22 protein-coding genes are annotated in these 25,740 nt (G+C 53.5%); 7 read left to right on the forward strand and 15 right to left on the reverse strand.

Annotated elements, in window-relative coordinates; genetic code table 11:
• Nucleotides 1-103: 103 nt before the first annotated feature.
• The gene (gene elyC, locus JY391_RS13605; protein WP_042288109.1) at nucleotides 104-883 is read left to right on the forward strand and encodes an envelope biogenesis factor ElyC; all 780 of its coding nucleotides are present in this window, start codon (nucleotides 104-106) and stop codon (nucleotides 881-883) included.
• Here elyC and JY391_RS13610 read toward each other — a convergent pair.
• From JY391_RS13610 to JY391_RS13675, 14 genes are all read right to left on the reverse strand, one after another.
• Nucleotides 860-1,753, reverse strand: coding sequence for a YcbJ family phosphotransferase (locus tag JY391_RS13610; protein ID WP_042288113.1), 894 nt, complete (start codon nucleotides 1,751-1,753; stop codon nucleotides 860-862). The genes elyC and JY391_RS13610 overlap by 24 nt on opposite strands.
• Before the next feature lie 153 nt (nucleotides 1,754-1,906).
• Nucleotides 1,907-2,653, reverse strand: coding sequence for a 3-deoxy-manno-octulosonate cytidylyltransferase (gene kdsB, locus JY391_RS13615; protein ID WP_181821570.1), 747 nt, complete (start codon nucleotides 2,651-2,653; stop codon nucleotides 1,907-1,909).
• Nucleotides 2,650-2,832 carry a protein YcaR gene (gene ycaR, locus JY391_RS13620; RefSeq protein ID WP_042288120.1) on the reverse strand — a complete coding sequence of 61 codons (183 nt, stop codon included), beginning with the start codon at nucleotides 2,830-2,832 and terminating at the stop codon, nucleotides 2,650-2,652. The genes kdsB and ycaR overlap by 4 nt, the downstream gene beginning before the upstream one ends.
• 51 nt (nucleotides 2,833-2,883) lie before the next feature.
• A complete protein-coding gene (locus JY391_RS13625; protein WP_181821572.1) occupies nucleotides 2,884-4,116 on the reverse strand; it encodes a winged helix-turn-helix domain-containing protein in 1,233 nt (410 codons plus the stop codon).
• 41 nt (nucleotides 4,117-4,157) lie between these two features.
• Complete coding sequence (gene lpxK / locus JY391_RS13630; RefSeq protein ID WP_211934462.1) at nucleotides 4,158-5,135, reverse strand: tetraacyldisaccharide 4'-kinase; 978 nt, start codon at nucleotides 5,133-5,135, stop codon at nucleotides 4,158-4,160.
• Complete coding sequence (gene msbA, locus JY391_RS13635; protein WP_042288128.1) at nucleotides 5,132-6,880, reverse strand: lipid A ABC transporter ATP-binding protein/permease MsbA; 1,749 nt, start codon at nucleotides 6,878-6,880, stop codon at nucleotides 5,132-5,134. The genes lpxK and msbA overlap by 4 nt, the downstream gene beginning before the upstream one ends.
• Nucleotides 6,881-6,916: 36 nt before the next feature.
• The gene (locus JY391_RS13640) at nucleotides 6,917-9,181 is read right to left on the reverse strand and encodes a ComEC family protein (protein WP_211934463.1); all 2,265 of its coding nucleotides are present in this window, start codon (nucleotides 9,179-9,181) and stop codon (nucleotides 6,917-6,919) included.
• A 204-nt stretch (nucleotides 9,182-9,385) separates the two neighbouring features.
• Nucleotides 9,386-9,670: an integration host factor subunit beta gene (ihfB, locus tag JY391_RS13645; protein ID WP_000167332.1), complete on the reverse strand. Its 285-nt coding sequence runs from the start codon at nucleotides 9,668-9,670 to the stop codon at nucleotides 9,386-9,388.
• 155 nt (nucleotides 9,671-9,825) lie between these two features.
• Complete coding sequence (rpsA, locus tag JY391_RS13650) at nucleotides 9,826-11,499, reverse strand: 30S ribosomal protein S1 (RefSeq protein ID WP_042288135.1); 1,674 nt, start codon at nucleotides 11,497-11,499, stop codon at nucleotides 9,826-9,828.
• 113 nt (nucleotides 11,500-11,612) lie between these two features.
• A complete protein-coding gene (gene cmk / locus JY391_RS13655; RefSeq protein ID WP_042288138.1) occupies nucleotides 11,613-12,296 on the reverse strand; it encodes a (d)CMP kinase in 684 nt (227 codons plus the stop codon).
• A gap of 172 nt (nucleotides 12,297-12,468) precedes the next feature.
• Nucleotides 12,469-13,230: a metalloprotease LoiP gene (gene loiP / locus JY391_RS13660; protein ID WP_211934464.1), complete on the reverse strand. Its 762-nt coding sequence runs from the start codon at nucleotides 13,228-13,230 to the stop codon at nucleotides 12,469-12,471.
• Nucleotides 13,231-13,371: 141 nt separating this feature from the next.
• Entirely contained in the window at nucleotides 13,372-14,655 is a 1,284-nt protein-coding gene (gene aroA / locus JY391_RS13665) for a 3-phosphoshikimate 1-carboxyvinyltransferase (protein WP_211934465.1), read from the reverse strand.
• Between the two features lie 71 nt (nucleotides 14,656-14,726).
• A complete protein-coding gene (gene serC, locus JY391_RS13670) occupies nucleotides 14,727-15,815 on the reverse strand; it encodes a 3-phosphoserine/phosphohydroxythreonine transaminase (RefSeq protein WP_211934466.1) in 1,089 nt (362 codons plus the stop codon).
• 199 nt (nucleotides 15,816-16,014) lie between these two features.
• Nucleotides 16,015-16,707 carry a DUF421 domain-containing protein gene (locus JY391_RS13675; RefSeq protein ID WP_200035753.1) on the reverse strand — a complete coding sequence of 231 codons (693 nt, stop codon included), beginning with the start codon at nucleotides 16,705-16,707 and terminating at the stop codon, nucleotides 16,015-16,017.
• Between the two features lie 136 nt (nucleotides 16,708-16,843).
• Between JY391_RS13675 and ycaO the strand changes: the two genes are divergently transcribed.
• From ycaO to pflA, 4 genes are all read left to right on the forward strand, one after another.
• Nucleotides 16,844-18,604, forward strand: a complete 1,761-nt coding sequence (gene ycaO, locus JY391_RS13680) for a 30S ribosomal protein S12 methylthiotransferase accessory factor YcaO (protein ID WP_211934467.1) — start codon at nucleotides 16,844-16,846, stop codon at nucleotides 18,602-18,604.
• Nucleotides 18,605-19,009: 405 nt separating this feature from the next.
• Nucleotides 19,010-19,867: a formate transporter FocA gene (gene focA / locus JY391_RS13685; RefSeq protein ID WP_042288150.1), complete on the forward strand. Its 858-nt coding sequence runs from the start codon at nucleotides 19,010-19,012 to the stop codon at nucleotides 19,865-19,867.
• Between the two features lie 57 nt (nucleotides 19,868-19,924).
• On the forward strand, nucleotides 19,925-22,207 hold the full coding sequence (gene pflB, locus JY391_RS13690; protein WP_042288152.1) for a formate C-acetyltransferase: 2,283 nt from the start codon (nucleotides 19,925-19,927) through the stop codon (nucleotides 22,205-22,207).
• A 190-nt stretch (nucleotides 22,208-22,397) separates the two neighbouring features.
• Entirely contained in the window at nucleotides 22,398-23,138 is a 741-nt protein-coding gene (gene pflA / locus JY391_RS13695) for a pyruvate formate lyase 1-activating protein (protein WP_042288154.1), read from the forward strand.
• 70 nt (nucleotides 23,139-23,208) lie between these two features.
• Here the strand turns inward: pflA and JY391_RS13700 are convergent, their stop codons facing one another.
• Nucleotides 23,209-24,057: a MurR/RpiR family transcriptional regulator gene (locus tag JY391_RS13700; protein ID WP_181821583.1), complete on the reverse strand. Its 849-nt coding sequence runs from the start codon at nucleotides 24,055-24,057 to the stop codon at nucleotides 23,209-23,211.
• Between the two features lie 121 nt (nucleotides 24,058-24,178).
• Between JY391_RS13700 and JY391_RS13705 the strand changes: the two genes are divergently transcribed.
• Nucleotides 24,179-24,454, forward strand: a complete 276-nt coding sequence (locus tag JY391_RS13705) for a PTS sugar transporter subunit IIB (RefSeq protein ID WP_181821585.1) — start codon at nucleotides 24,179-24,181, stop codon at nucleotides 24,452-24,454.
• A 17-nt stretch (nucleotides 24,455-24,471) separates the two neighbouring features.
• Nucleotides 24,472-25,737: a PTS ascorbate transporter subunit IIC gene (gene ulaA / locus JY391_RS13710; protein ID WP_181821587.1), complete on the forward strand. Its 1,266-nt coding sequence runs from the start codon at nucleotides 24,472-24,474 to the stop codon at nucleotides 25,735-25,737.
• Nucleotides 25,738-25,740: the final 3 nt, after the last annotated feature.

Consider the following 25,740-nt stretch of genomic DNA (forward strand, 5'->3'; position numbering starts at 1 on the left):
AATCAAAACCGCTATTTTGTCACACCCGAGCGGAGAATGAACCTGTCTGGTGTAATATCCTGATTATTCTTCTGCTGTATGGTTAAAAAAGGAACCAAAAAGAATGCTTTTTACACTAAAGAAAGTGATTGGCGGCATGCTGCTGCCTCTCCCTTTCCTGTTGTTAGCGATCGGCGCAGGGTTGATGTTGCTGTGGTTTAGCCGTTTTCAGAAAACCGGGAAGGTGATGATCAGCGCAGGCTGGCTGGCGCTGTTTCTGCTTAGCCTGCAGCCCGTTGCGGACGGACTGCTTCGGCCGATAGAAAGCCGGTATCCCACCTGGCAGGAGACACGAAAAGTGGACTACATCGTCGTGCTGGGCGGCGGTTATACCTGGAATCCCGAGTGGGCGCCCAGCTCCAACCTGATCAGTAACAGCCTGCCGCGCCTTAATGAGGGCATTCGCTTATGGCGGGCGAATCCGGGTTCGAAGCTGATCTTTACCGGCGCGCACGCGCTGACGAATCCGGTCAGTACCGCGGAAGCCGGCGCGCGCGTCGCCGAATCGTTAGGCGTGCCTCGCGCAGATATTATTACCCTGGAGCAGCCGAAAGATACTGAAGAAGAAGCGCTGGCGGTGAAGCGGGCCATTGGCAACGCGCCGTTCCTGTTAGTGACGTCCGCCTCGCACCTGCCGCGGGCGATGATTTTCTTTCAACGCGTCGGGCTGGATCCGCTGCCTGCCCCGGCAAATCAGTTGGCAATTGATTCACCGCTGAATCCGTGGGAATACGCGCTCCCCTCGCCGGTCTGGCTGATGCACAGCGATCGCGTGGGTTATGAGACGCTGGGGCGTATCTGGCAGTGGCTGAAAGGACTGTCAGGCGAGCCAGGGCAGGAGTGATTTCGCCGCAAGATCGACGTTAGCGCGGCTAAAGCGCCCGGTATTGACCAACTGGGCCACTTCGTCCCATAAGACATAAAGCCAGCGCCGACAGATAAACGACTCTGCCACAGGCGCGCGGCGCAGGTAATGCCAGAGCAGATCTTCCGCCAGCGCGTTATCCATCAGACGGAACAGTTCATATTCCCGCGGCGCCCAGAGCATAATGCCCGGCCCCACCATCGCCAGAAGCTGATCGCTTCTGGCATCTTTTAACATACTGCGCAGGCTGAAATTGCCATGCACCAGCACGCAATTATCATTGAACCCCTCGAATAACGCAGGTAGGCATTCCCGCGTTCGAAACAGGATCCTTTTGTCCTGCATCGTCAGCCCGGTGTTGTTGAACTGATTGAGCGTACTCCATAGCACTTCAACACGCTGGCGATACCAGGAGGGCCAGATGTTTTCCTGGGTATTATCCACCGCGCCGACGCAGCCCCGGCTGTCCTGACGATGCCAGGCGAGCAGACCTTCGACGATCTGATCTTTAAGCTGCTCCCAACGCTCCGGGGTGCGCGCTGGCGCTTCGACAGACACGCCCCGCAGGCGTTCCAGCAGCAACACGTCGGGGCCGGGGTGCTCGTCGTGGGTCATTACGCCATACACGACCGGCATCCGGACGGTACCGCTGCGCGCCAGCATAGTGATTTTCCACGCCAGTTGCTGCGCGACGCCGGGAGTGGTGAAACTTCTGGCCATCAGCGGCATCGGATTGCCATGGCTGTCATACAGTGACCACAGCGCCGTATCGGCTTTTTCATTCACGCATTCAATACGGCTTAGTTTTTCGCCCAGTAAATGGCTTAATTCGGCACGCAGCTGTTCCATTCAGTTTACCCTTATAAACGCTACTGCTTTTATAATGAGCGCCAGAGGGGCAGATGTCACCCGGATGAGATCAATTGTTGACAAGAAAATGTGAGGAAAATCGTAACGGTACGACGCGCCGCCCGGGATCGGACGATGCGTCGTAAGGGAACATTAACGCATTTCGGCGCGGACGCGCTCAAGATCTTCGGCGGTATCCACCCCGGTACCGGGAACTTCTTTCGCCACCGCGACGTGGATCTTTTCGCCGTACCACAGCACACGGAGCTGCTCCAGCATCTCGATGTTCTCCAGCGGGCTGGGCTGCCAGCTCACGTAACGGCGAATGAAACCGGCACGGTAGCCGTAAATCCCCAGATGGCGCAGGAAGGTATCGCCAACGGTTTCCAGGCTTTTGGCGAATCGGTCACGATCCCATGGGATTGTCGCGCGCGAGAAGTAAAGCGCATAGCCTTCCGCATCCAGCACAACTTTGACCGCGTTGGGATTAAAGGCTTCTTCCGCGCCGTGGATCGGTGCCGCCAGCGTAGCCATGCCGACCTGACGCTGCGCCAGGTTTTCTGCGACCTGACGAATAATGACCGCCGGGATCATCGGCTCGTCACCCTGAACGTTAACAATCACGGTGTCATCGCTAAACCCGCACTTCTCGACGACTTCCGCCAGACGTTCCGTGCCAGACTGGTGGTCAGCGCGGGTCATGCAGACTTCGCCGCCCGCAGCCTCAACGGCGCGCGCGACATCGTCGTGATCGGTTGCGACGATAATACGCTCGGCGCCGGATTCACGGGCGCGCTCCAGGACGTGCACTATCATCGGCTTGCCATTAATGTCCAGCAGCGGTTTGCCAGGCAGGCGCGTTGACGCATAGCGCGCGGGGATGATGACCACGAAACTCATGATTTCCCCTCGTCAGCCGCCAGCACGCGGGCTTCTGTTTCCAGCAGGACGGGAATGCCGTCACGCAGGGGAAACGCAAGGTTATCCAGTTTGCAGATCAGTTCTTGTTTTTCCTGGTTAAACCAGAGTTTCCCGTTACAAACCGGGCAGGCGATGATTTCAAGCAGACGATGATCCATAGTTCCTCCAGATGGACCGGACAGTGAATCGGTAAATCTTATCATAATCGTTCACGCGTCTGCGTCTAATTCCCAGCCCTGCCGACATTCCGTGAACAGTCCCGGCGGGCAGTGGCCTAACGTCACGCGCGTGGCCTGCTGCCAGCGCGCAAAATCGCCAATTGCCTGTTTTAAGCCGTTCTGTAGCGAAATCCCGGACGTGACGCCCTTTTCCAGGTGCAGCGAAATGATCTCCAGCACCGCTGTTTTACGGTGCATTTTGGCGTCCATCCGACCAACCAGCTGTCCCCGGTGAAGCAACGGCAGGACAAAATAACCAAACTGCCGTTTCGGCGCGGGGGTGTAGCATTCCAGCCGATAACTGAAACCGAAGAGTTGTTCCGCGCGTTTACGATCCCAGACCACCGGGTCAAACGGCGACAGAACCGCGCTGTGCGTCGCGCTCAACTTTTTTGCCTGCGCCTGTTCAAGCAGCGGCAGGAGCTCAGCGTGTAGCCACAGCGTACCGAGCGTGTCGACTTCAACGGGAATAATTTGCTGTTGCTCCGCGCGCGTCTCTCGCCAGCGCTGTAGATCGGGTCGCTTTAGCCGATAGTAATCCGCCAGCCATTGCTCGCGAAAAATGCCAAGGCTGCGGGCGCTGTTGTCCAGCATGAACAGCTCAGCCTGCGCGCGCGGTAGCAGGTCGCGCTCATCATCCCAGTGCGGCATCACGCGATGAGTTAAATCATAAACGCGCTGAAAGTTGCGCCGTTCAACCACCATCAGTTTCCCGGCGGTGAACAGCCCTTCCAGGTGGCGCTTATGCGGCTTCCACTCCCACCATCCGCTGGTTCCCTTACGTGGATGCGCAAAATCCGCCGACCGCACCGGGCCGTTATGCTGAATATGCTGTATGAGTTGTTCAATTTCCCCGGCATGGTCGTTCATCCACGCCGCTTTGTACTTCCAGCCCATGTTTTCCGGGGTCAACATCCGGTGACGTATGAGCTTAAAGTCGCTGCGCGGCAAAAAGCAGGCTTCGTGCGCCCAGTACTCCATTAGCTCGCCGCGAGTCAGCGCGGCGTCAAGCCACTGCGAGGGATAATCCCCCAGACGGCTGAACAACACCAGATAAGGGCTGCGCGCGACAATATTGATGGTGTCGATTTGCAACAGCGACATGCGGGTTATGGTCGCGAGAATATCGGACTCACGGGCTCGACGGCGTGGCTTGCGCAGTAAGCCCTGTGCAGCGAGGTGGAGAAGACGGGCCTCTTTAAGAGAAAGGGACGGCAACGACATTGATGACTCCATCATTCATTCGCTGCCCTCGTGTCAGAATGCTAACGCGCCAGCGAGATCAGCTTTTCAAGTAACGCTTCAGGTTTGTTCCCCGACAAATGCGCATCGACAGGGAGATACCACCAGTTATCTTCAGCAAACGCGCGACACTTCACAGCATCTTTTTCCGTCATGATCAGCGTTTGCTCTGCATTCAGCAATGCCTGTACGTCACGCGCGCGCAACGCCTGGTGATCCGCCAGTGCGACACACTTTTGCGGCTGCACGCCGCAGGCTTCAAGCGTGGCGAAAAAACGTGGCGGATGACCAATGCCTGCCATCGCAACGACATTGTGTAACTGCGCGACGTTACGCCGCTCGCCAGTGCGCAAATTTACCGCCAGCCCCGGATCCAGACGCATTGGAATTTCTCCCGGCTGCGGCACACCGCCATTAACAATCGTCGCATCAACGGTTTTCAGACGGCCTGCACGTTCACGCATCGGCCCTGCCGGTAACCACCAGCCGTTACCGAAGCGGCGAACGCCGTCAATCACCACGATCTCAACATCGCGCGCCAGACGATAGTGCTGCAAACCATCGTCAGTCACGATAATCTGGACGTCATGCTGCGCCAGTATCGCCTGAACCGCCTCCGGGCGATGAGGCGATACGGCAACCGGCGCCCCGGTACGCTGATAAATCAGCACGGGTTCATCACCCGCCTCGGCCGTAGTGGTTTCAGCGCTCAACAACAGGGGATAGGCAGCCGCTTTGCCGCCGTAGCCTCGCGAAACAACACCAACGCGTAGTCCACGTCGCTGAAGCTGCTCCACCAGCCAGATCACCACCGGCGTTTTGCCGTTACCGCCTGCCGTCAGGTTTCCCACCACAACAACCGGCACCGGGGCGCGCCAGGCGCGTTTGATGCCCAGCTGATAGCACAGACGAATCGCCCCGCTCACCAGGCCATACAGCCAGGAGAGCGGCAGGAGTAGCCGCCACAGAGGCGATTCACCGGACCAGATGCGTGCGATCATTGACCAAACTGCATTTTGTGTAGCTGCGCATAGACGCCATGGTGCGCCAGCAGTTCGCTATGCGTCCCGCGTTCTACGATCACGCCGTCTTCCACCACCACAATTTCATCAGCCTGTTCAATGGTAGAAAGGCGATGCGCAATCACCAGCGATGTGCGGTTTTTCTGCAACTCGTCCAGCGCCGCCTGGATTGCGCGCTCAGATTCGGTATCAAGCGCCGACGTCGCTTCATCCAGAATCAGGATTGGGCTGTCACGCAACAGCGCACGCGCAATGGCGATACGCTGACGTTGACCGCCGGAGAGCAGCACGCCGTTTTCCCCGATGATGGTATCGAGGCCATTATCCATCTTATTGATGAAATCCATTGCATAAGCCATACGAGCAGCCTCTTCGATCTGCTCACGGGTGTAATGCTCGTTACGCGCATAGGCAATGTTGTTGGCTACCGTATCGTTGAACAGATGCACATTCTGCGACACCAGCGCAACCTGATTACGCAGGGACGCCAGCGTATAGTCACGCAGATCGTGACCATCCATCAGGATTTCGCCTTCATCGATGTCGTAGAAACGCGTAATCAGACTGGCGATCGTCGACTTACCGGAGCCAGAGCGCCCCACCAGCGCGACCGTCTTACCCGCCGGAATTTTCAGGTTGATGTTGCGCAGCGCGGGCACTTCGCGTCCCGGATAGGTAAAGGTAACATTGCGGAATTCCAGATCGCCGCTGGCGCGTTCAATAACGCGTTTACCGTCATCTTTTTCCTGTTCGCTGTCGAGAATCGCAAACAGAGTCTGACACGCCGCCATACCGCGCTGGAACTGGGCGTTGACGTTAGTCAGAGATTTCAGCGGACGCATCAGGGCGATCATTGCCGAAAAGACAACAGTAATGGTCCCCGCCGTCAGGCTCTCCATAACGCTCGGGAAGCTAGCCGCATACAACACAAACGCCAGCGCCAGCGAGGCGATAAGCTGGATGATGGGGTCAGAAATAGACGACGCGGAGACCATTTTCATCCCCTGCAGACGCATTTTGTTGCTCACCTTATCAAAGCGTTTGGTCTCAACTTCCTGGCCGCCAAAGATCAGGACTTCTTTGTGTCCCTTCAGCATTTGCTCGGCGCTGGTCGTGACCTGCCCCATCGTGTTCTGCATGTTTTTACTGATGGCGCGAAAACGCTTTGATACCACGCGGATCGCAATCGACACAATCGGCGCCAGCACCACGAGGATAATCGACAGTTGCCAGCTGTAATAGAACATCATGGCAAACAGGCCGATTATCGACGCGCCTTCGCGCACAACGGTAATCAACGCGCTGGAGGACGAGGAAGCCACCTGTTCAGAATCATAGGTGATGCGGGAGAGCAGTGTCCCGGTAGATTGCTTATCGAAGAAGGCGACGGGCATCCCCATCATATGACCAAACAAACGGCGACGCATGGTCATCACCACTTTGCCCGATACCCAGGAGATGCAGTAACTGGAGATATAGCTGGTAATACCACGTAATATCATCAGCCCAATGACCACCAGCGGCATCCAGAGCAGCACTGAGCGATCGGTTTTACCAAAACCTTCATCAAGTAAAGGTTTGAGGAGCGATAACATGAAGGTATCGCTGGCCGCGTTGAGGATTAACGCCACCCCCGCCACGATCAGACCCGCTTTGAAAGGCGCAATGGTAGGCCACAGTCGGCGAAACGTCTGCCACGTAGAGAGATCTTTATCGTTATGCATTCAAAAAACCAGCATTTGTTGAAATAGCCGCATATTCTACCCGTTATCGCCTGACACGCCAAACCACTGATGATACCAACGCGGTAAAATTTGCTCCCGTAGGCTGCTTATGCGCCAGCCCTGTGCGGAGAAATCCAGCGAAATTTGCCCCTGATGCGGGGTATCGCGCCACTGGTACCCCTGCTGCTGATAGCGCTGTCTGACCTTCCATGACGGTAACCGCCAGGCGTTATAACGCGATGCCGAGGCCAGCGCCATCTCGCCATTAACCCGCTGTATGAGTGCCAGCGAGGAGGACGTATTGCTGCCATGATGCGGCACCTGAATAATCGTAGCCGACAGATGCTGCCAGTAATGACTCAGCATCCGTTGCTCAGCTGGCGTCTCTATGTCGCCCGTCAACAATAGGCTGTGGCGACCATCGTCGATCTTCACCACACAGGAGTGATTATTGCCCTTGCCGCGATCGCCTTTTAACGGCCAGTGCGCGCTGAAACGCAATCCCTGCCAGTACCAGACCTCACCGCGATAACACGGTAAATGATTTCGCCAGCCTAACGGACTGCGGACCCATAGCCCGGGCCAGGTGCTCAGCATAGAGTCTAGCCCACCCCGGTGATCAAGATGTTCATGGCTGAGAATAATCCCTTCTGGCTCCAGATGATGCCAGCGTAGCCACGGAATAATAATGTGTTGCGCGCTGTCCCCTTCAGGCCAGGCCAGCCCGGTGTCGTACAACAGCGCTTTGCCGTTACGCGCGATAACTACCGACAATCCTTGTCCAACATCCAGCATATGCGCCTGCCACGTATCGGTACGCGGCGGGCTCCAGAAAGGCCAACTGAGCAGGGCAAGCGTTGCCAGGCAGAGTCCGGGTAACACCCGTAAGGCATTAAACCGCCAGCCAACAAGCACCAGCCAGGGAGCGAAAACCAGCCACTGCCAGCGCGCATCTACCGCTATCCATCCTTTCGGCAATTGGGTTAACGCCCAGAACACGGCGGCAAGCGAGCGATCGGCCAGATACCACAGTACAGACTCAACCACTAACGGCCCGCTGACGTGCGCCACCATTCCTGCGAGGATCAGCGGTACGCTAATAAACGTTACCAGCGGCACGGCGAATAAATTCGCCGCAAAAGAGGTCAGGCTAAGGCCGTGAAACAACGCGATTTGCAGCGGCAAAAGCAACAGCGTCATCCCCAACTGTAAATGGGCCAGCTCGACCAATAAACGCCCTGCCCGCGGTAACGTCCACTCCGGACAGGGAAACCATTGATACCAGAACAGCAGGGCCGCAACGGCGAAAGCGGAAAGCCACAGGCTCTGGGAGAGCACCGCCAACGGATCGCAAATGACAATCGCCGCCAGACAGCTGCACCAGACGGCCCATCCGCTCCACTGCCGTCCACTCAGCTTTAGCGCCGTCCAGACAAATAGCGCAATGATCGTACGCAGCGCGGGTGGCTGAAGACCGGTTAGCCAGGCGTAGAATATGGCGCCGAGCAGCCCGCCGATAAGCGGATGCTGCCAGTGGATCCAGCGCACCGGCAGCAGAAACTGAACGCCACGAAGCAATCCACTGACGAGCAGAGCCATTAAGGCAATATGCAGCCCGGAAATCGCCATCAGATGGGCGGTGCCGGTATCGCGAAGGATGTTTTTCACCTCTTTCGTGATCGCCAGACGTTCCCCCATCCCCAGACCGACTATCACCTGCTGCCACGGATACTCCGCCAGCCTGGCTTTCAGTGATGCGAGATATCTGGCTCGCCAACTGCATTCCCCGTCCAGGATTTTTGCCTGCAGAAAACGGCCTGTGAGCGGTTGATGCTGTGCCAGGGCGTAGCGCTGGCTGTCAAATCCCCCGTCATTTAACTGCCCGTGAACAGCCCTGATCCTAATCGTCATCGCCCAGTGCTGCCCTGCACAGGGTTCGGAAGGCAAATACTGCCCATAAAGAACGATACCCACCGCAGGAAAAAGACGACGCCCTGCCAGATGAGTGATACGTCCGGCGTGTGTCGTGATGTTATCCGTCGCGGTCAGTTCGATAATGGCGTCCTGATTTTTTACCGGCAGCGTGTTTCCGGCCCAAAGCGACTGTTTAGCCGCGAAAACGCCCCACAGAAAAAACAACAGAACCAGCCCGGCAAGCTGCATCCATTTGCCGGAGAAAAGCGTTAGCGAACAGGCCAGCGCGAAAAGACTGATAAGCCAAAGCGTATCAGGCAAAGCCGGTAAGAAAAGCAAAGGGAAAATACCGCATAGCGCGCCCAGACTGACCGTCGTGATTTTCATGAACACCTCCGTGTGAGCGGAAGTGTGCAGGTTAGCCAACGGTCCGTCAGGCGGTAATGGCAGGCTTTACGATGCGGTTTCCAGCGTTTTTATCACCGTGTTGTAAACCGCCAAATTTATTGCGGGGCGTCTTCCAGAATGGAGCGTCAGAAATGAAAAAAGCACCAGAAAGGTGCTTTTTCGCAGGTTACGTTTTGAGGAAACTTAACCGTAAATATTGGCGCGATCGCGCAGTTCTTTACCTGGCTTAAAGTGCGGAACGTATTTTCCTTCCAGCTCGACTTTATCGCCAGTCTTCGGGTTACGCCCGGTTCGTGGTGCGCGATAGTGCAAAGAGAAGCTGCCGAAACCGCGGATTTCAATACGCTCGCCCTGCGCAAGAGTCGAGGCCATATGTTCCAGCATCTCTTTAACTGCATCTTCAACCGCTTTTGCGGGAATATGAGATTGCTGGGTTGCAAGTCTTTCAATCAATTCTGACTTGGTCATGATTCCTCCGGTTCCTATAAGGCATATAAGCGCTGCTGTTGCATTGATTAAGGGCGGCCGTAGCCGCCCTTTGTCATTGATTACAGAACGAATCCTGTAATCTGTCAAGTAATCTCATCTGACTTCGCGATGAAACATCCCGAAGTTTCAAAGAATTACTCGCCTTTAGCTGCTTTGAATGCTTCAGCCATTGCGTTGTTAGAGAAGTTTGCATCTTCCTGTTTGTTAACAGTTGCGATGGCATCTTTCTCATCAGCTTCGTCTTTCGCACGAACAGACAGGCTGATTGCACGGTTCTTACGGTCAACGCCGGTGAATTTCGCTTCAACGTCGTCGCCTACGCTCAGAACCAGTGTTGCATCTTCAACGCGGTCACGGGAAGCTTCAGAAGCGCGCAGGTAACCTTCAACGCCGTCAGCCAGTTCTACGGTTGCGCCTTTCGCGTCAACTGCAGTCACTTTACCGTTTACGATTGCGCCTTTCTTGTTCAGTGCAACCCAGTTGTTGAACGGATCTTCTGCCAGCTGTTTAACGCCCAGGGAGATACGCTCACGCTCTGCGTCAACCTGCAGAACAACGGCTGCGATTTCGTCGCCTTTTTTGTATTCACGTACTGCTTCTTCGCCTGCAACGTTCCAGGAGATGTCAGACAGGTGAACCAGGCCGTCGATGCCGCCGTCCAGGCCGATGAAGATACCGAAGTCAGTGATAGACTTGATTTTACCTTCAACACGGTCGCCCTTGTTGTGGGTTTCCGCAAACTGCTGCCACGGGTTAGATTTGCACTGCTTCAGACCCAGGGAGATACGACGACGTTCTTCGTCGATATCCAGAACCATCACTTCCACTACGTCGCCAACGTTAACAACTTTGGACGGGTGGATGTTTTTGTTGGTCCAGTCCATTTCGGAAACGTGTACCAGGCCTTCAACGCCTTCTTCGATTTCAACGAAGCAACCGTAGTCGGTCAGGTTGGTCACGCGACCGGTCAGTTTGGTACCTTCCGGGTAACGCTTAGCGATAGCAACCCACGGATCTTCGCCCAGCTGTTTCAGGCCCAGGGATACACGGGTACGCTCGCGGTCGAACTTCAGCACTTTAACAGTGATTTCGTCGCCAACGTTTACGATTTCGCTCGGATGCTTAACGCGTTTCCAGGCCATATCGGTGATGTGCAGCAGGCCGTCAACGCCACCCAGATCAACGAATGCACCGTAGTCAGTGAGGTTCTTAACGATACCTTTAACTTCCATGCCTTCCTGCAGGTTTTCCAGCAGCTGATCGCGCTCTGCGCTGTTTTCGGATTCGATAACGGCACGACGAGAAACAACAACGTTGTTGCGCTTCTGATCCAGCTTGATGACTTTGAACTCAAGCTCTTTGCCTTCCAGGTGCAGCGTGTCGCGCACCGGACGAACGTCTACCAGGGAACCTGGCAGGAACGCACGAATACCGTTCAGCTCAACAGTGAAGCCGCCCTTAACTTTGCCGTTGATAACACCGGTAACAGTTTCAGCATCTTCGTAAGCTTTTTCCAGCGTGATCCATGCTTCGTGACGTTTAGCTTTCTCACGGGACAGCAGGGTTTCACCGAAGCCGTCTTCTACTGCATCCAGAGCAACGTCAACTTCGTCACCCACCTGGATTTCCAGCTCGCCCTGGGCGTTTTTGAACTGCTCAGCCGGGATGGCGGACTCAGATTTCAGACCAGCGTCAACCAGTACTACGTCTTTGTCGATAGCAACAACAACACCGCGAACGATGGAACCCGGACGGGTTTCGATTTCTTTTAAGGATTCTTCAAACAGTTGAGCAAAAGATTCAGTCATGTTTAATCTTCAGGTTTCATATTTAACGTCCATCTGACTCCATGCCGGATGGGGTTGTTTAACATACCCGCTGTCATTCCATTGCAACGGGGGTACTGCAAATTCGGTCGCTTTTAAGCGAGTGCCAGTTTTTGGCGCGCGTATTGTAGCGCTTTTTCAATCACTTGCTCAATGCTTAATCGGGTTGAATCTAAAACTAAAGCATCAGCAGCGGGAACTAACGGCGCTACAGCACGGTTTCGGTCGCGATCGTCGCGTTCTTTGATCTCGGCCAAAAGGCGTTCAAAGTTAACACTAAAGCCCTTTTCCTGCAACTGTAGCATACGGCGATGCGCACGTTCTTCAGAGGAGGCGTCAAGGAAGATTTTCACCGGCGCGTCCGGAAAAACCACCGTCCCCATATCCCGTCCGTCCGCGATCAGGCCAGGCAACTCACGGAAGGCGCGTTGACGACGCAACAGCGCTTCACGTACGCGTGGAAAGGCGGCGACCTGTGACGCAGCGTTCGCCACTTCCTGCGTGCGAATTTCACCGCTCACATCTTCGCCTTCGAGAATCACTTCCAGATTTCCGTTGGTTGAGACAAAGCGCACATCAAGATGGGTCGCCAACGGAACCAGCGCATCTTCAGAGGCGACATCGACATGATGATGCAGCGCCGCCAGCGCTAACACGCGATAGATAGCACCAGAGTCCAGCAGATGCCATTGCAATGCTTCCGCCATTGCCTTGCACAAGGTGCCCTTTCCTGCACCACTTGGGCCATCAATGGTAATTACCGGGGCAATTGCCGTCATCTTTCTCTCCTTAAACAGGCACACCGTTAACGTAAACGCCGCGCATTATACGCGCCAACGCCCACAATCGTTAACGTTGTGTGCAAAAACCCGAATCGTCTGTATTCAGATGAAGAATAATTGCGCAATTATAGCGGGCTGGTGCATAACCAGCCCAAAAGATGACAATGTTTTACTTTTTGTCGGCGGCAATACGGTCGCGCATGTGCTGAGCGCGATCGGCTGAGGCGGGGTGGGAGTCCATCAATGATTTCGCATGCCCCGCGTCCATGGTGGCGAATTTATCGAATGCGGTGACCAGTCCCTGGGTATTTATGCCGCGTTTCTTCAGCAGGTCATAGGAGAAATCATCGGCATCCGATTCCTGGCTGCGGGAGAACGAAGAGTTGATTACCCCTTCGGCCAGGTCGCCGAGTTGAGATTGCGACAGTTTGGACGCCACTCCGCTGGTAGCGGAGAGGGCGTCACGGGCCGCCAACGTTGCATAGGCCGTTTGCATGGCTTTACGGGAATGCCCTAACGAGACGTGGCCTAACTCATGCCCCAGAACGCCTTCGATTTCGTTATCGGTCATCAGATCCATCAGGCCTGAATAGACGCGAACACAGCCGTTCGCCATTGCCCATGCGTTGATCTCACGGGTCATATATACCTTGTAAGATACCGGCGTGCCGTCAATGTTATTGCCCAGCGCTTTCGCGATTTTATTTAGCCGCTTCGTGTATTTGCTCTTAGAAGCCGCCAGTTTATTTTCACTGTCCATCTGTTTGCAGGACTCAGCAGACAGCGCTTTGACGTCCGCATCCGAAAGCGTCGCCGCTTTGTAAGCAGCGACGCCGGAACTGGCAAGTAGATCGCCGTTGACGCCATTTTTACAGCCAGCCATTAACGTAGCGGAAATCGCCACCGCCAGCAGCAATGATTTATTTTTCATGCTAATCTTCCAATGATATTTATAATAAAAAGATATAAATCAAGAGGTTAAATCGAGAGGAAGGTAGCATTAGCGATAAGGGTAAATAAAGTACGAAAGCGGACGCAAGCGCGCCAGCACAAAGGCTGGCGCGAAAGATAATCAGGCGGGAGTGCTAATACGCGCCAACTGCTCGAAATAATCCGGGAAGGTTTTAGCGGTACATTTCGGATCAAGAATGGTCACCGGCGTGTCGGATAACGCCACCAGCGAAAAACACATCGCCATACGGTGATCGTTATAGGTGCCAATTTCAGCAAACTGTAATTTCGCTGGCGGGGTGATGCGAATATAGTCGCGCCCCTCTTCCACTTCCGCCCCTACTTTACGCAACTCGGTCGCCATCGCAAACAGACGGTCGGTCTCTTTGACGCGCCAGTTATAGATGTTACGAAGCGTGGTCGTACCTTTAGCAAACAGCGCCGCCGTCGCAATGGTCATTGCCGCATCGGGAATGTGGTTCATGTCCATATCAACGGCATTTAGCTCACCGCGAGTACAGGCAATAAAATCATCGCCCCAGGTCAGTGTCGCCCCCATTTTTTCCAGCACATCCGCGAAGCGAATGTCCCCCTGCATACTTTTGCGGCCAATACCGGTCACCTTTACCGTCCCGCCTTTAATGGCTCCCGCGGCAAGGAAATAAGAGGCGGATGAAGCATCGCCTTCGACCAGGTAAACACCGGGAGACTGGTATTGCTGACGGCCCTTCACGACAAAACGCTGATAGTGATGGTTTTCAATTTCCACGCCGAAGGTTTTCATCAGATTTAACGTAATGTCGATATACGGCTTCGACACCAGCTCGCCTTTAATGCTGATGATGGTTTCCTGCGACGCCAGAGGGGCCGTCATTAACAGTGCGGTCAAAAACTGGCTGGAAACGCTGCCATCAACCTCAACCTGACCGCCGGTAAAGCCTCCGCGCAGACGAAGCGACGGATAGTTTTCCTGCTCCAGATAGCCAATACAGGCCCCGCCCTGACGCAGCGCATCAACCAGATGACCAATTGGTCGCTCTTTCATACGCGGCTCGCCGGTCAGCACAATGTCGTTTGTACCGAGGCAAAGCGCTGCGGCAAGCGGACGCATGGCCGTTCCGGCGTTGCCCAGAAACAGCTCCAGTGCGCCGGTAGCCTGCAGCGGACCACCGTTGCCGGTGATTTCGCAACGGGTACGATCCGCAGAAAGGGTGTAATTGATCCCCAACGCGCTCAGCGCATTGAGCATATGGCGCACATCATCGCTGTCTAACAGGTTGGTCAGAACGGTGGTGCCATGGGCTAACGCCGCCAGGAGCAAAGCGCGGTTAGACACGCTCTTAGAGCCAGGCAGATTAATGGTGCCATCGACCCGCGCGATGGGTTGTAACGTCAGGGATTCCATGTACTCAACTCTCAAAAAACAAAAATAAAAACCCCACAGACGACGCTGTGGGGACGAAACGCCACACTTATTTAGCCGTGACGACGTTCGAAATCGACCATAAAGTCGGTCAGGGCTTTGACGCCTTCCAGCGGCATCGCGTTATAAATGGACGCACGCATTCCCCCCACCACACGGTGGCCTTTCAGCGCGTGAAGACCTGCCGCAAAAGACTCTTCAAGGAACAGTTTGTCCAGCGCGCTGTCCGCCAGCTGGAACGGTACGTTCATACGGGAACGGTTGGCTTTCGCCACATCGTTGCGGTAGAAATCGCTGTTATCAATCACGCCATACAGCAGTTCGGCTTTCTGTTGATTGATTTTATGCATCGCGTCGACGCCGCCATTCGCCTTCAGCCATTTAAATACCAGGCCGGAAAGATACCAGGCAAAAGTTGGTGGCGTATTAAACATTGAGTCGTTATCGTTCAGAACGGTGTAGTCGAGGATCGACGGGCAACTGGTGTGCGCTTTTCCTAACAGGTCTTCGCGCACGATCACAATCGTCAGCCCGGCAGGTCCGATGTTTTTCTGCGCGCCTGAATAGATAACGCCGTAGCGGGAAACGTCTAACGGCGCCGAAAGAATCGTTGAGGAGAAATCAGCCGTCACGACCACATCGGCGGCAAAATTCGGCGTTTCATTAATGGCAATGCCGTCAATGGTTTCATTCGGGCAGTAGTGCATATACGCCGCGTTATCCGAGAGTTGCCATTCGCTCATCGGTTTGACCGCGCGCAGTCCGTCCACGGTGACTTTGGCATCAATCACGTTTGGGGTGCAGTATTTTTTCGCTTCTTTTACCGCGCTGGCCGCCCAGTAACCGGCGTCCACGTAGTCTGCGGTGGTTTTATTTCCCAAAATATTCAGCGGAATAGCCGCAAACTGCCCGCGTCCGCCGCCGTGACAGAACAGAACTTTATAATTGGAAGGGATGTTGAGGAGATCGCGAAAATCCTGTTCCGCTTCCGCTGCGACCTGGATAAATTCTTTACCGCGGTGGCTCACCTCCATGACGGAGGTGCCAAGACCGTTCCAGTCACACAGTTCCTGTTGAGCCTGTTTGAGCACGTCTGCCGGTAACATTGCCGGGCCTGAACTAAAATTGAAAACCTGAGCCATTTCCCCTCACCACGTTGCATTGTTATTCACCCACGCTCTGACGAAGCGCAAAGAGTGGGTTTACGTTATTCCTGTGGATATTGGTTTTATCATTCAGTGATACGCGCCGCAACGGGTAATAATCGGCGCGGTGAAAATGAGTGTTCGCTCACACAACACAATCTGTCGGATTGATGGCGAATGACCGATATTTTTGCTGTCAGAGCACCCTTTTTGCCCGACTGGCCTTCGACCATTCTGGATTCTTGCAGCGCGGACAATCTTGCCTGTCGCCAGCGTTAAGGGTAATGACTTCGCTGCAACGCACGCAGGCGTAATCTCCCGTTTCGGGAACGACATGAAATCGCTCGGTGCAATATTTAGGCAAAATGCTCAGACCGGATTTTATCTTTTCTTCTTCAAAGAAATAGACGCTGATTTGCCCGTTGGTTTCCAGTATCGCCAGCCGCACCTGGCCAAGCTGCTCTACGCCATTCAGACGCAGTTCCATAAAGAACTCAAACTCCGTCATATTGGCATGATTCAGTTTGGACCATGCCAGCTCGCCATCTTCAATGATGACGACCGGTTTCCCCTCCAGTAAATCGCCAATCCTTTCACTACGCGCCATCAGCCACATCGCCAACCGGTAAAGCAGCGCAATTATGATAAAGACCACCAGCACCGGCAGCATTGGGACATCATCATAAAAAGCGACGTCTCCTGCCGCGGAGCCCAGCGTCAAAATAATCAACACTTCAAAAAGCGACATCTGGCGCACGCCGCGCCGTCCCGTCAGCTTAAGAAACAGATAGACCAGTACAAAGGTATAAAGACTACGTAACGCAACCTCGCCCAAAAATTCCAGTGGCACTTTGTCCAGTGCCATCCGTTGTAGATCAAACGCTTTCATTTCTCTGCTCTTATGGTGGTTTACTGCATAAAAGCATAGTCAAAACTTTTATTTCCGCCGCGTTCGTGGCGGCGATAGCGTCAGTCAGATAAAACCCGTATCATTGCGCGCTTTCCGTACGACAAAAGTGATTTTCATGACGCAAACATTTATTCCCGGCAAAGACGCCGCCCTGGAAGATTCCATCGCTCGCTTCCAGCAAAAATTGCTCGATCTCGGTTTCCATATTGAAGAAGCCTCATGGCTGAATCCGGTGCCAAACGTCTGGTCGGTGCACATCCGCGACAAAGAGTGCGCGCTGTGCTTTACCAACGGCAAAGGCGCGACGAAAAAAGCGGCGCTGGCCTCTGCGCTGGGCGAATATTTTGAGCGTCTGTCGACGAACTATTTCTTTGCCGATTTCTGGCTTGGCGATACCATCGCCAACGGCCCGTTTGTGCATTACCCTAACGAAAAATGGTTCCCGCTGAACGACAGTGACGACGTGCCGGAAGGGTTGCTCGACGCGCGTCTGCGCGCTTTCTACGATCCGGAAAACGAACTCACCGGCAGTATGTTGATCGATCTCCAGTCCGGCAACGAGGAACGCGGCGTGTGCGGCCTGCCTTTTACTCGCCAGTCAGATAACCAGACCGTCTATATTCCGATGAACATTATCGGCAATTTGTACGTCTCTAACGGTATGTCCGCCGGTAATACCCGTAATGAAGCGCGAGTCCAGGGACTGTCGGAAGTCTTTGAGCGTTATGTGAAAAATCGCATCATTGCCGAAAGTATCAGTCTGCCGGAGATCCCTGCCGATGTACTGGCGCGCTATCCGTCGGTGGTGGAGTCCATTGCGACACTGGAAGCGGAAGGTTTCCCGATCTTTGCCTATGACGGCTCGCTGGGCGGCAACTATCCGGTGATCTGCGTTGTCCTGTTCAACCCGGCTAATGGCACCTGTTTTGCCTCTTTTGGCGCCCATCCGGATTTCGGCGTCGCGCTGGAACGTACCGTGACCGAACTGCTGCAGGGCCGTGGACTGAAAGATCTCGATGTGTTTACCCCGCCCACCTTCGACGACGAAGAAGTGGCCGAGCACACTAATCTGGAAACCCACTTTATCGACTCCAGCGGTCTGATCTCGTGGGATCTGTTCAAGCAGGATGCCGACTATCCGTTCGTCGACTGGAACTTCTCTGGCACCACCGAAGAGGAGTTCGCAACGTTAATGGCCATCTTCAACGCCGAAGATAAAGAGGTCTACATCGCCGATTATGAACATCTTGGTGTGTACGCCTGCCGTATCATCGTACCGGGTATGTCTGACATCTATCCCGCCGAGGATCTGTGGCTCGCGAATAACAGCATGGGAACGCATCTTCGCGATACTCTGCTTTCGCTTCCGGGTAGCAACTGGGAAAAAGAAGATTATCTCCGTCTTATCGAGCAGTTAGATGATGAAGGGTTTGATGACTTTACCCGCGTGCGCGAACTGTTGGGCCTGGCGACGGGTCCGGATAACGGCTGGTATACCCTGCGTATTGGCGAGCTGAAAGCGATGCTGGCTTTGGCGGGCGGCGATCTGGAACAGGCGCTTATCTGGACCGAATGGACAATGGAGTTCAACGCGTCCGTCTTTACGCCGGCGCGAGCCAACTATTATCGTTGTCTGCAAACGCTGCTGCTGCTTTCCCAGGAAGAAGAGCGCGAACCGCTGCAATACCTGAACGCCTTTGTGCGTATGTATGGCGCGGATGCGGTAGAAGCGGCAAGCGCGGCGCTGAGCGGTGAAGCGGCTTTCTACGGCCTGCAGCCGGTGGATTGCGATCTTCATGCCTTCGCTTCACACCAGTCTCTGCTGAAAGCGTATGAAAAGCTGCAGCGCGCAAAAGCCGCATACTGGTCAAAATAAAGGCAATTGGCTTACTGACTGTAGGCGTTAATTATCGTCTGAGCTATATTACGGGGCGCTTTACGTGCCCCGTTTTACTTATTTTTGAAGAGCCAAATATAAATGTAATAACAAGGTTAAATATTGGTAGTTGATATTACTATTATTAACCGCTATTTGTTACTTTATTTGGCAATTACTCCATATTAATTAACCGCTCAACAGACCCAGGAAGGAAAAAATTCAACTCATTTGCTAAATTTTAAAATTTATTTTTATTAGGATAATCAATAAATTACACCGAAATCGCATAAAAACCATGCGCTTTACGGGCCTATAAGCCAGGCGAGATATGATCTGTATCAATTTCTCATCTATAATGCTTTGTTAGTATCTCGTCGCCGACTTAATAAAGAGAGAGTTAGTGTGAAAGCTGACAACCCTTTTGATCTTTTACTCCCTGCTGCAATGGCCAAAGTGGCCGAGGAAGCAGGTGTCTATAAAGCAACGAAACATCCGCTTAAGACTTTCTACCTGGCGATTACCGCCGGTGTATTTATCTCCATCGCCTTTGTTTTCTATATCACTGCGACGACCGGCACGGGTACGATGCCCTTTGGTATGGCGAAACTGATTGGCGGTATCTGCTTCTCTTTGGGGTTGATCCTTTGCGTAATTTGCGGCGCTGACCTCTTTACCTCCACCGTTTTGATTGTTGTTGCCAAAGCCAGTGGGCGTATTACCTGGGGCCAGTTAGCGAAAAACTGGCTGAATGTCTATTTTGGTAACCTGGTGGGTTGCCTGCTCTTTGTGCTATTGATGTGGCTTTCCGGCGAATACATGACCGCCAATGGTCAATGGGGACTCAATGTTCTGCAAACCGCCGACCACAAAATGCACCATACTTTTATTGAAGCCGTCTGTCTCGGCATCCTCGCTAACCTGATGGTGTGCCTGGCCGTATGGATGAGCTATTCAGGTCGTAGCCTGATGGATAAAGCGTTTATCATGGTTTTACCGGTCGCCATGTTTGTTGCCAGCGGTTTTGAGCACAGTATCGCAAACATGTTTATGATCCCGATGGGTATTGTTATCCGTGATTTCGCCACACCGGAATTCTGGACCGCTGTTGGGTCTACTCCGGAAAGTTTTTCTCACCTGACCGTGATGAACTTCATCACTGATAACCTGATTCCGGTTACGATCGGTAACATTATCGGCGGCGGTTTGTTGGTCGGGTTGACATACTGGGTCATTTATCTGCGCGGCAACGATCATCATTAATTCTGATTTTCGCACTGCGCAGTAAATAAAAAATCCACTTAAGAAGGTAGGTGTTACATGTCCGAGCTTAATGAAAAGTTAGCCACAGCCTGGGAAGGTTTTACCAAAGGTGACTGGCAGAATGAAGTAAACGTCCGTGACTTCATCCAGAAAAACTACACTCCGTACGAGGGTGACGAGTCCTTCCTGGCTGGCGCGACTGAAGCCACCACAGCGCTGTGGGACAGCGTAATGGAAGGCGTTAAACAGGAAAACCGCACTCACGCGCCTGTTGACTTTGACACCTCTGTTGCTTCTACCATCACTTCTCACGACGCTGGCTACATTAACAAAGCCCTTGAGAAAATCGTTGGTCTGCAGACTGAAGCGCCGCTGAAACGTGCGATCATCCCGTTCGGCGGTATCAAAATGGTTGAAGGTTCCTGCAAAGCGTACAATCGCGAGCTGGACCCGATGCTGAAAAAAATCTTCACTGAATACCGTAAAACGCACAACCAGGGCGTGTTCGACGTTTATACTCCGGACATCCTGCGTTGCCGTAAATCCGGTGTTCTGACCGGTCTGCCAGACGCATATGGCCGTGGTCGTATCATCGGTGACTACCGTCGCGTTGCGCTGTACGGTATCGACTACCTGATGAAAGATAAATTCGCGCAGTTTACCTCTCTGCAGTCTGACCTGGAGAATGGCGTAAACCTGGAAGCGACGATTCGTCTGCGTGAAGAAATCGCTGAACAGCACCGCGCGCTGGGTCAGATCAAAGAGATGGCGGCGAAATACGGCTGCGATATCTCTGGTCCGGCTACCAACGCTCAGGAAGCTATCCAGTGGACCTACTTCGGCTACCTGGCTGCCGTTAAGTCTCAGAACGGCGCGGCAATGTCCTTCGGTCGTGTCTCCACCTTCCTGGATGCGTACATTGAACGTGACCTGAAAGCGGGCAAAATCACCGAGCAAGACGCTCAGGAAATGATTGACCACCTGGTCATGAAACTGCGTATGGTTCGCTTCCTGCGTACCCCGGAATATGATGAACTGTTCTCTGGCGACCCGATCTGGGCAACAGAATCTATCGGTGGTATGGGCGTAGATGGCCGTACTCTGGTTACCAAAAACAGCTTCCGCTTCCTGAATACCCTGTACACCATGGGTCCTTCTCCGGAGCCGAACATCACCGTTCTGTGGTCTGAAAAACTGCCGCTGAACTTCAAGAAATTCGCCGCTAAAGTGTCCATCGACACCTCTTCTCTGCAGTACGAGAACGATGACCTGATGCGTCCGGACTTCAACAACGACGACTATGCTATCGCATGCTGCGTAAGCCCGATGGTTGTGGGTAAACAAATGCAGTTCTTCGGTGCGCGTGCAAACCTGGCGAAAACCATGCTGTACGCAATCAACGGCGGCGTTGATGAAAAACTGAAAATGCAGGTGGGTCCGAAATCTGAACCGATCAAAGGCGATGTTCTGAACTTTGACGAAGTGATGGACCGTATGGATCACTTCATGGACTGGCTGGCTAAGCAGTATGTCACCGCGCTGAACGTTATCCACTACATGCACGACAAGTACAGCTACGAAGCCTCTCTGATGGCGCTGCACGACCGTGACGTGGTTCGCACCATGGCATGCGGTATCGCAGGTCTGTCCGTTGCGGCTGACTCCCTGTCTGCTATCAAATATGCGAAAGTGAAACCGATTCGTGACGAAGACGGTCTGGCTATCGACTTCGAAATCGAAGGCGAATACCCGCAGTTTGGTAACAACGACGCTCGCGTTGATGACATGGCGGTTGACCTGGTAGAACGTTTCATGAAGAAAATTCAGAAACTCACTACCTACCGTAACGCTATCCCGACTCAGTCTGTGCTGACCATCACCTCTAACGTTGTGTATGGTAAGAAAACCGGTAACACCCCAGACGGTCGTCGTGCTGGCGCGCCGTTCGGACCAGGTGCTAACCCGATGCACGGTCGTGACCAGAAAGGTGCGGTTGCCTCTCTGACCTCCGTGGCTAAACTGCCGTTTGCTTACGCGAAAGATGGTATCTCTTACACCTTCTCTATCGTACCGAACGCACTGGGTAAAGACGACGAAGTTCGTAAGACTAACCTGGCGGGTCTGATGGATGGTTACTTCCATCACGAAGCGTCCATCGAAGGTGGTCAGCACCTGAACGTGAACGTCATGAACCGTGAAATGCTGCTCGACGCGATGGAACATCCGGAAAAATATCCGCAGCTGACCATTCGTGTATCAGGTTACGCAGTACGTTTTAACTCCCTGACGAAAGAACAGCAGCAGGACGTTATCACCCGTACTTTCACTCAGACCATGTAATTCCCTGTCTGACTGAAAAAGCGTAGAATAAAGGCTCCACGTAAGTGGGGCCTTTTTAGCAAATAGCCCGCCTCACAGCCTGGTTTGTCAGCTATCTATACTTTGGGTATCTGCCAAAACAGACTCGACACAGCCCATGAGCTGTGCGCCAACACGGCCCCGGATGGGCCACATCTGGAGAAACACCGCAATGTCAGTTATTGGTCGCATTCACTCCTTTGAATCCTGTGGTACCGTTGACGGCCCGGGCATTCGCTTTATTACCTTCTTCCAGGGCTGCCTGATGCGCTGCCTGTATTGCCATAACCGCGATACGTGGGATACCCACGGCGGTAAAGAAGTTACCGTTGAAGAACTGATGAAAGAGGTGGTGACCTATCGCCACTTTATGAATGCTTCTGGCGGCGGCGTAACGGCATCTGGCGGCGAAGCGATCCTGCAGGCGGAATTTGTTCGCGACTGGTTCCGCGCCTGTAAAAAAGAAGGCATTCATACCTGCCTGGACACCAACGGCTTTGTCCGCCGTTACGATCCGGTTATTGATGAGCTGCTGGAAGTGACCGATCTGGTGATGCTCGACCTTAAGCAGATGAACGACGAAATCCACCAGAACCTGGTGGGCGTATCAAACCACCGCACGCTGGAGTTTGCCCGGTATCTGGCGAAAAAAGAGGTTAAGGTCTGGATCCGCTACGTTGTGGTGCCAGGCTGGTCCGACGACGACGACTCCGCGCATCGCCTGGGCGAGTTTACCCGCGATATGGGTAACGTCGAGAAAATCGAGCTGCTGCCCTATCATGAGTTAGGCAAGCACAAATGGGTGGCGATGGGTGAAGAGTACAAACTGGACGGCGTAAAACCGCCGAAAAAAGAGACCATGGAACGCGTGAAAGGCATTCTGGAGCAGTACGGTCATAAAGTGATGTACTAACTCATTGACGCGTTTGGGCCTACGCCAGTAGGCCCGATAAGCGCTGCGCCATCTGGCGCGCCCGCCCCGACTACGACATAAAATATTGCGAAAGTTTATTCGCCACGCTTTCAATTGAGAAAATACTTTTCTGATGCGCTTTGCGACACTCAGCATAGCGTTCATCCTGCGCTTCCAGGGCATTGAGCAGTCGGTCTGCAACAAGCATCGCACCGGCTATTTCTGCAAAACCGTACTCACCTTCCCCTTTCAACGCCACCGCCGCCTGCAGATTCCAGTCGGAAAGACGACTCAACGGCGCTATCGTGCCGCGGGTTAGGGAAAGAATTCGCACATTCTGCTGCTTCGCCAGCGTCAGGGCTTGCATCATGTCCGCTGACGACTCTCCGGTATGAACCACAATAATCCCCTGACTCTGCGGGTCGACCATAATGGATGACGTGGCGAGATAAAAACGATCGACGAAACTCGCCGCTTTGCCCATTTTGATCAGGTTCATTTGCAAAAACAGCGCAACGGGTACGGCAGCGCCAACGGCGTAAATCGCGACATTGGTTACCGTATTAAGCCACGCAGCGGCAGCAAACAGCTCTTGTTGATTAAGGATGGCGTGGCTGTCGCGAATACTCGACACCACAGCCGCGATCTCCTCATTTCCCTGTTCATCAGGACGCGTTGCCCCCTGCTCAAGCGCCAGTGCCGTTCGGAAGTCGGAAAAGCCTTTAAAGCCGAACGCGCGGCAAAAACGGGTGATACTTCCCTCACTGGTTTCGATGGAATCCGCTAGCTCGGTAATGGTATGCCGCATCACAAAATCGGGGTTCTCCGTTACAAAACGGCCCACCTTTTCCAGAATCGGGCTCAGCCCCGAGGATTCATTTCTGATATTTATCAGCAAGTTAGTATCAATCTGACTCATTTTTCGCCTTTTTGCTCAAAATGCAAACACAATCACATCTTTCAACGCGGTGAATGGATAATAATTTTTTTCACTAAATCATCAAGAAAAATAATTATTTTTACACAACAGGAGAAAGCGTATGAAGGGTCTTATTGTCTGTCGCACTGGCATGGGCAGTTCTTTGATGCTCAAAATCAAAGCACAAAAAATCATCGATAAACACGGCTGGGATATTGAACTCGAACATGACGTATTGTCCGGACTTGCCACCTGGCAAGGCATTGACTTTGTTATCACCATGCGCGACCTCACCGATGAAATCGAAGCTGCCGGATTCAAAGCAATCGGCATAACCGACTTGATGAATAGCGAAGAAATGGAAACTGCGCTCACCAGCGTAATTCAGAGCAACTAACCTCTTTCGGAGGCAATATGGATCTCCTCAGGTTTATTGTATTCGACATTTTAGGTGTAACCCCACTCTTAGTTGGATTTATTGCATTAATCGGCCTGTTAATCCAACGTAAACCCATCGAAAAAGTGCTGTCTGGCACCTTCAAAACCATTGTCGGCTTTCTGGTTTTTGCTGGTGGGGCCGGACTGGCGGTAACCTCTTTGGGCAATTTCCAGACGTTGTTCAGCGATGGTTTTGGGTTGAAAGGGGTAATGCCTTTGGCAGAAGCGCTAACCGGACTGGCGCAAACCAAGTTTGCGATGTGCGTGTCGCTGATTATGGTGATTGGTTTTGGCTGGAACCTGCTTTTCGCCCGCCTGACCCCCTTCAAATATATCTTTCTGACCGGACAGCACAATCTGTACCTCTCAGCGTTGCTGACCGTTACGTTGAAAGCGCTGGGCTATAGCGATGGCATTACGATTATCGTCGGGTCGGTGCTGCTGGGGTTGGCCGCCTGTATTTACCCGGCGATTGCACAGCCCTGGATGCGAAAAATCACCGGCAATGATGAGATCGCAATGGGGCATTACGTTACGCTGGCCTATGCCGCCTCGGGCTGGATCGGCTCGAAAGTTGGCGATCCGAAAGAGTCGACCGAAAAGCTAAATCTTCCCGGCTGGCTGGGGATTTTTAAAGACTATATTGTCTCCGTCTCAATTTCGGTCAGTATTTTCTATTACATCGCGGCGCTGGCGGCCGGTAAAAGCGCAGTGTCTGCCGTCGCGGGCGGAATGCACTGGCTGGTTTACCCCCTGTTTCAGTCGCTGACGTTTACCGCTTCACTGTACATCATCATTACCGGGGTTCGCCTGCTGCTCTCAGAAATCGTGCCGGCATTTCTCGGGATCTCTGAAAAATTCATTCCCAACGCGAAACCGGCGCTCGACTGTCCGGTCGTGTTCCCTTACGCGCCCACCGCCACTGTCCTTGGCTTTATCTCTTCTTTTGTCGGGGGACTCGTCGTGATGGGGCTTCTCGCGCTGGTGGGGCAAACGGTGATCATTCCCGTCGCGATCCCTTACTTCTTTATTGGCGCGACCGCTGCCGTGTTCGGCAATGCTTCTGGCGGCTGGAAAGGCGCCGTGGCAGGCAGTTTTATCACCGGCATTCTCATCGGCATTGGCCCCGCACTGATCTATCCCATCATGGAATCGGTGGGGCTTTCAGGCACCAGCTTCCCGGAAACAGACTTTGTTGCGCTTGGTCTGGTGGTCTATTACATCGGCAAAATGCTGCCCTGATAA

The organism is Citrobacter sedlakii, from assembly GCF_018128425.1.
Lineage (GTDB): Bacteria > Pseudomonadota > Gammaproteobacteria > Enterobacterales > Enterobacteriaceae > Citrobacter_A > Citrobacter_A sedlakii.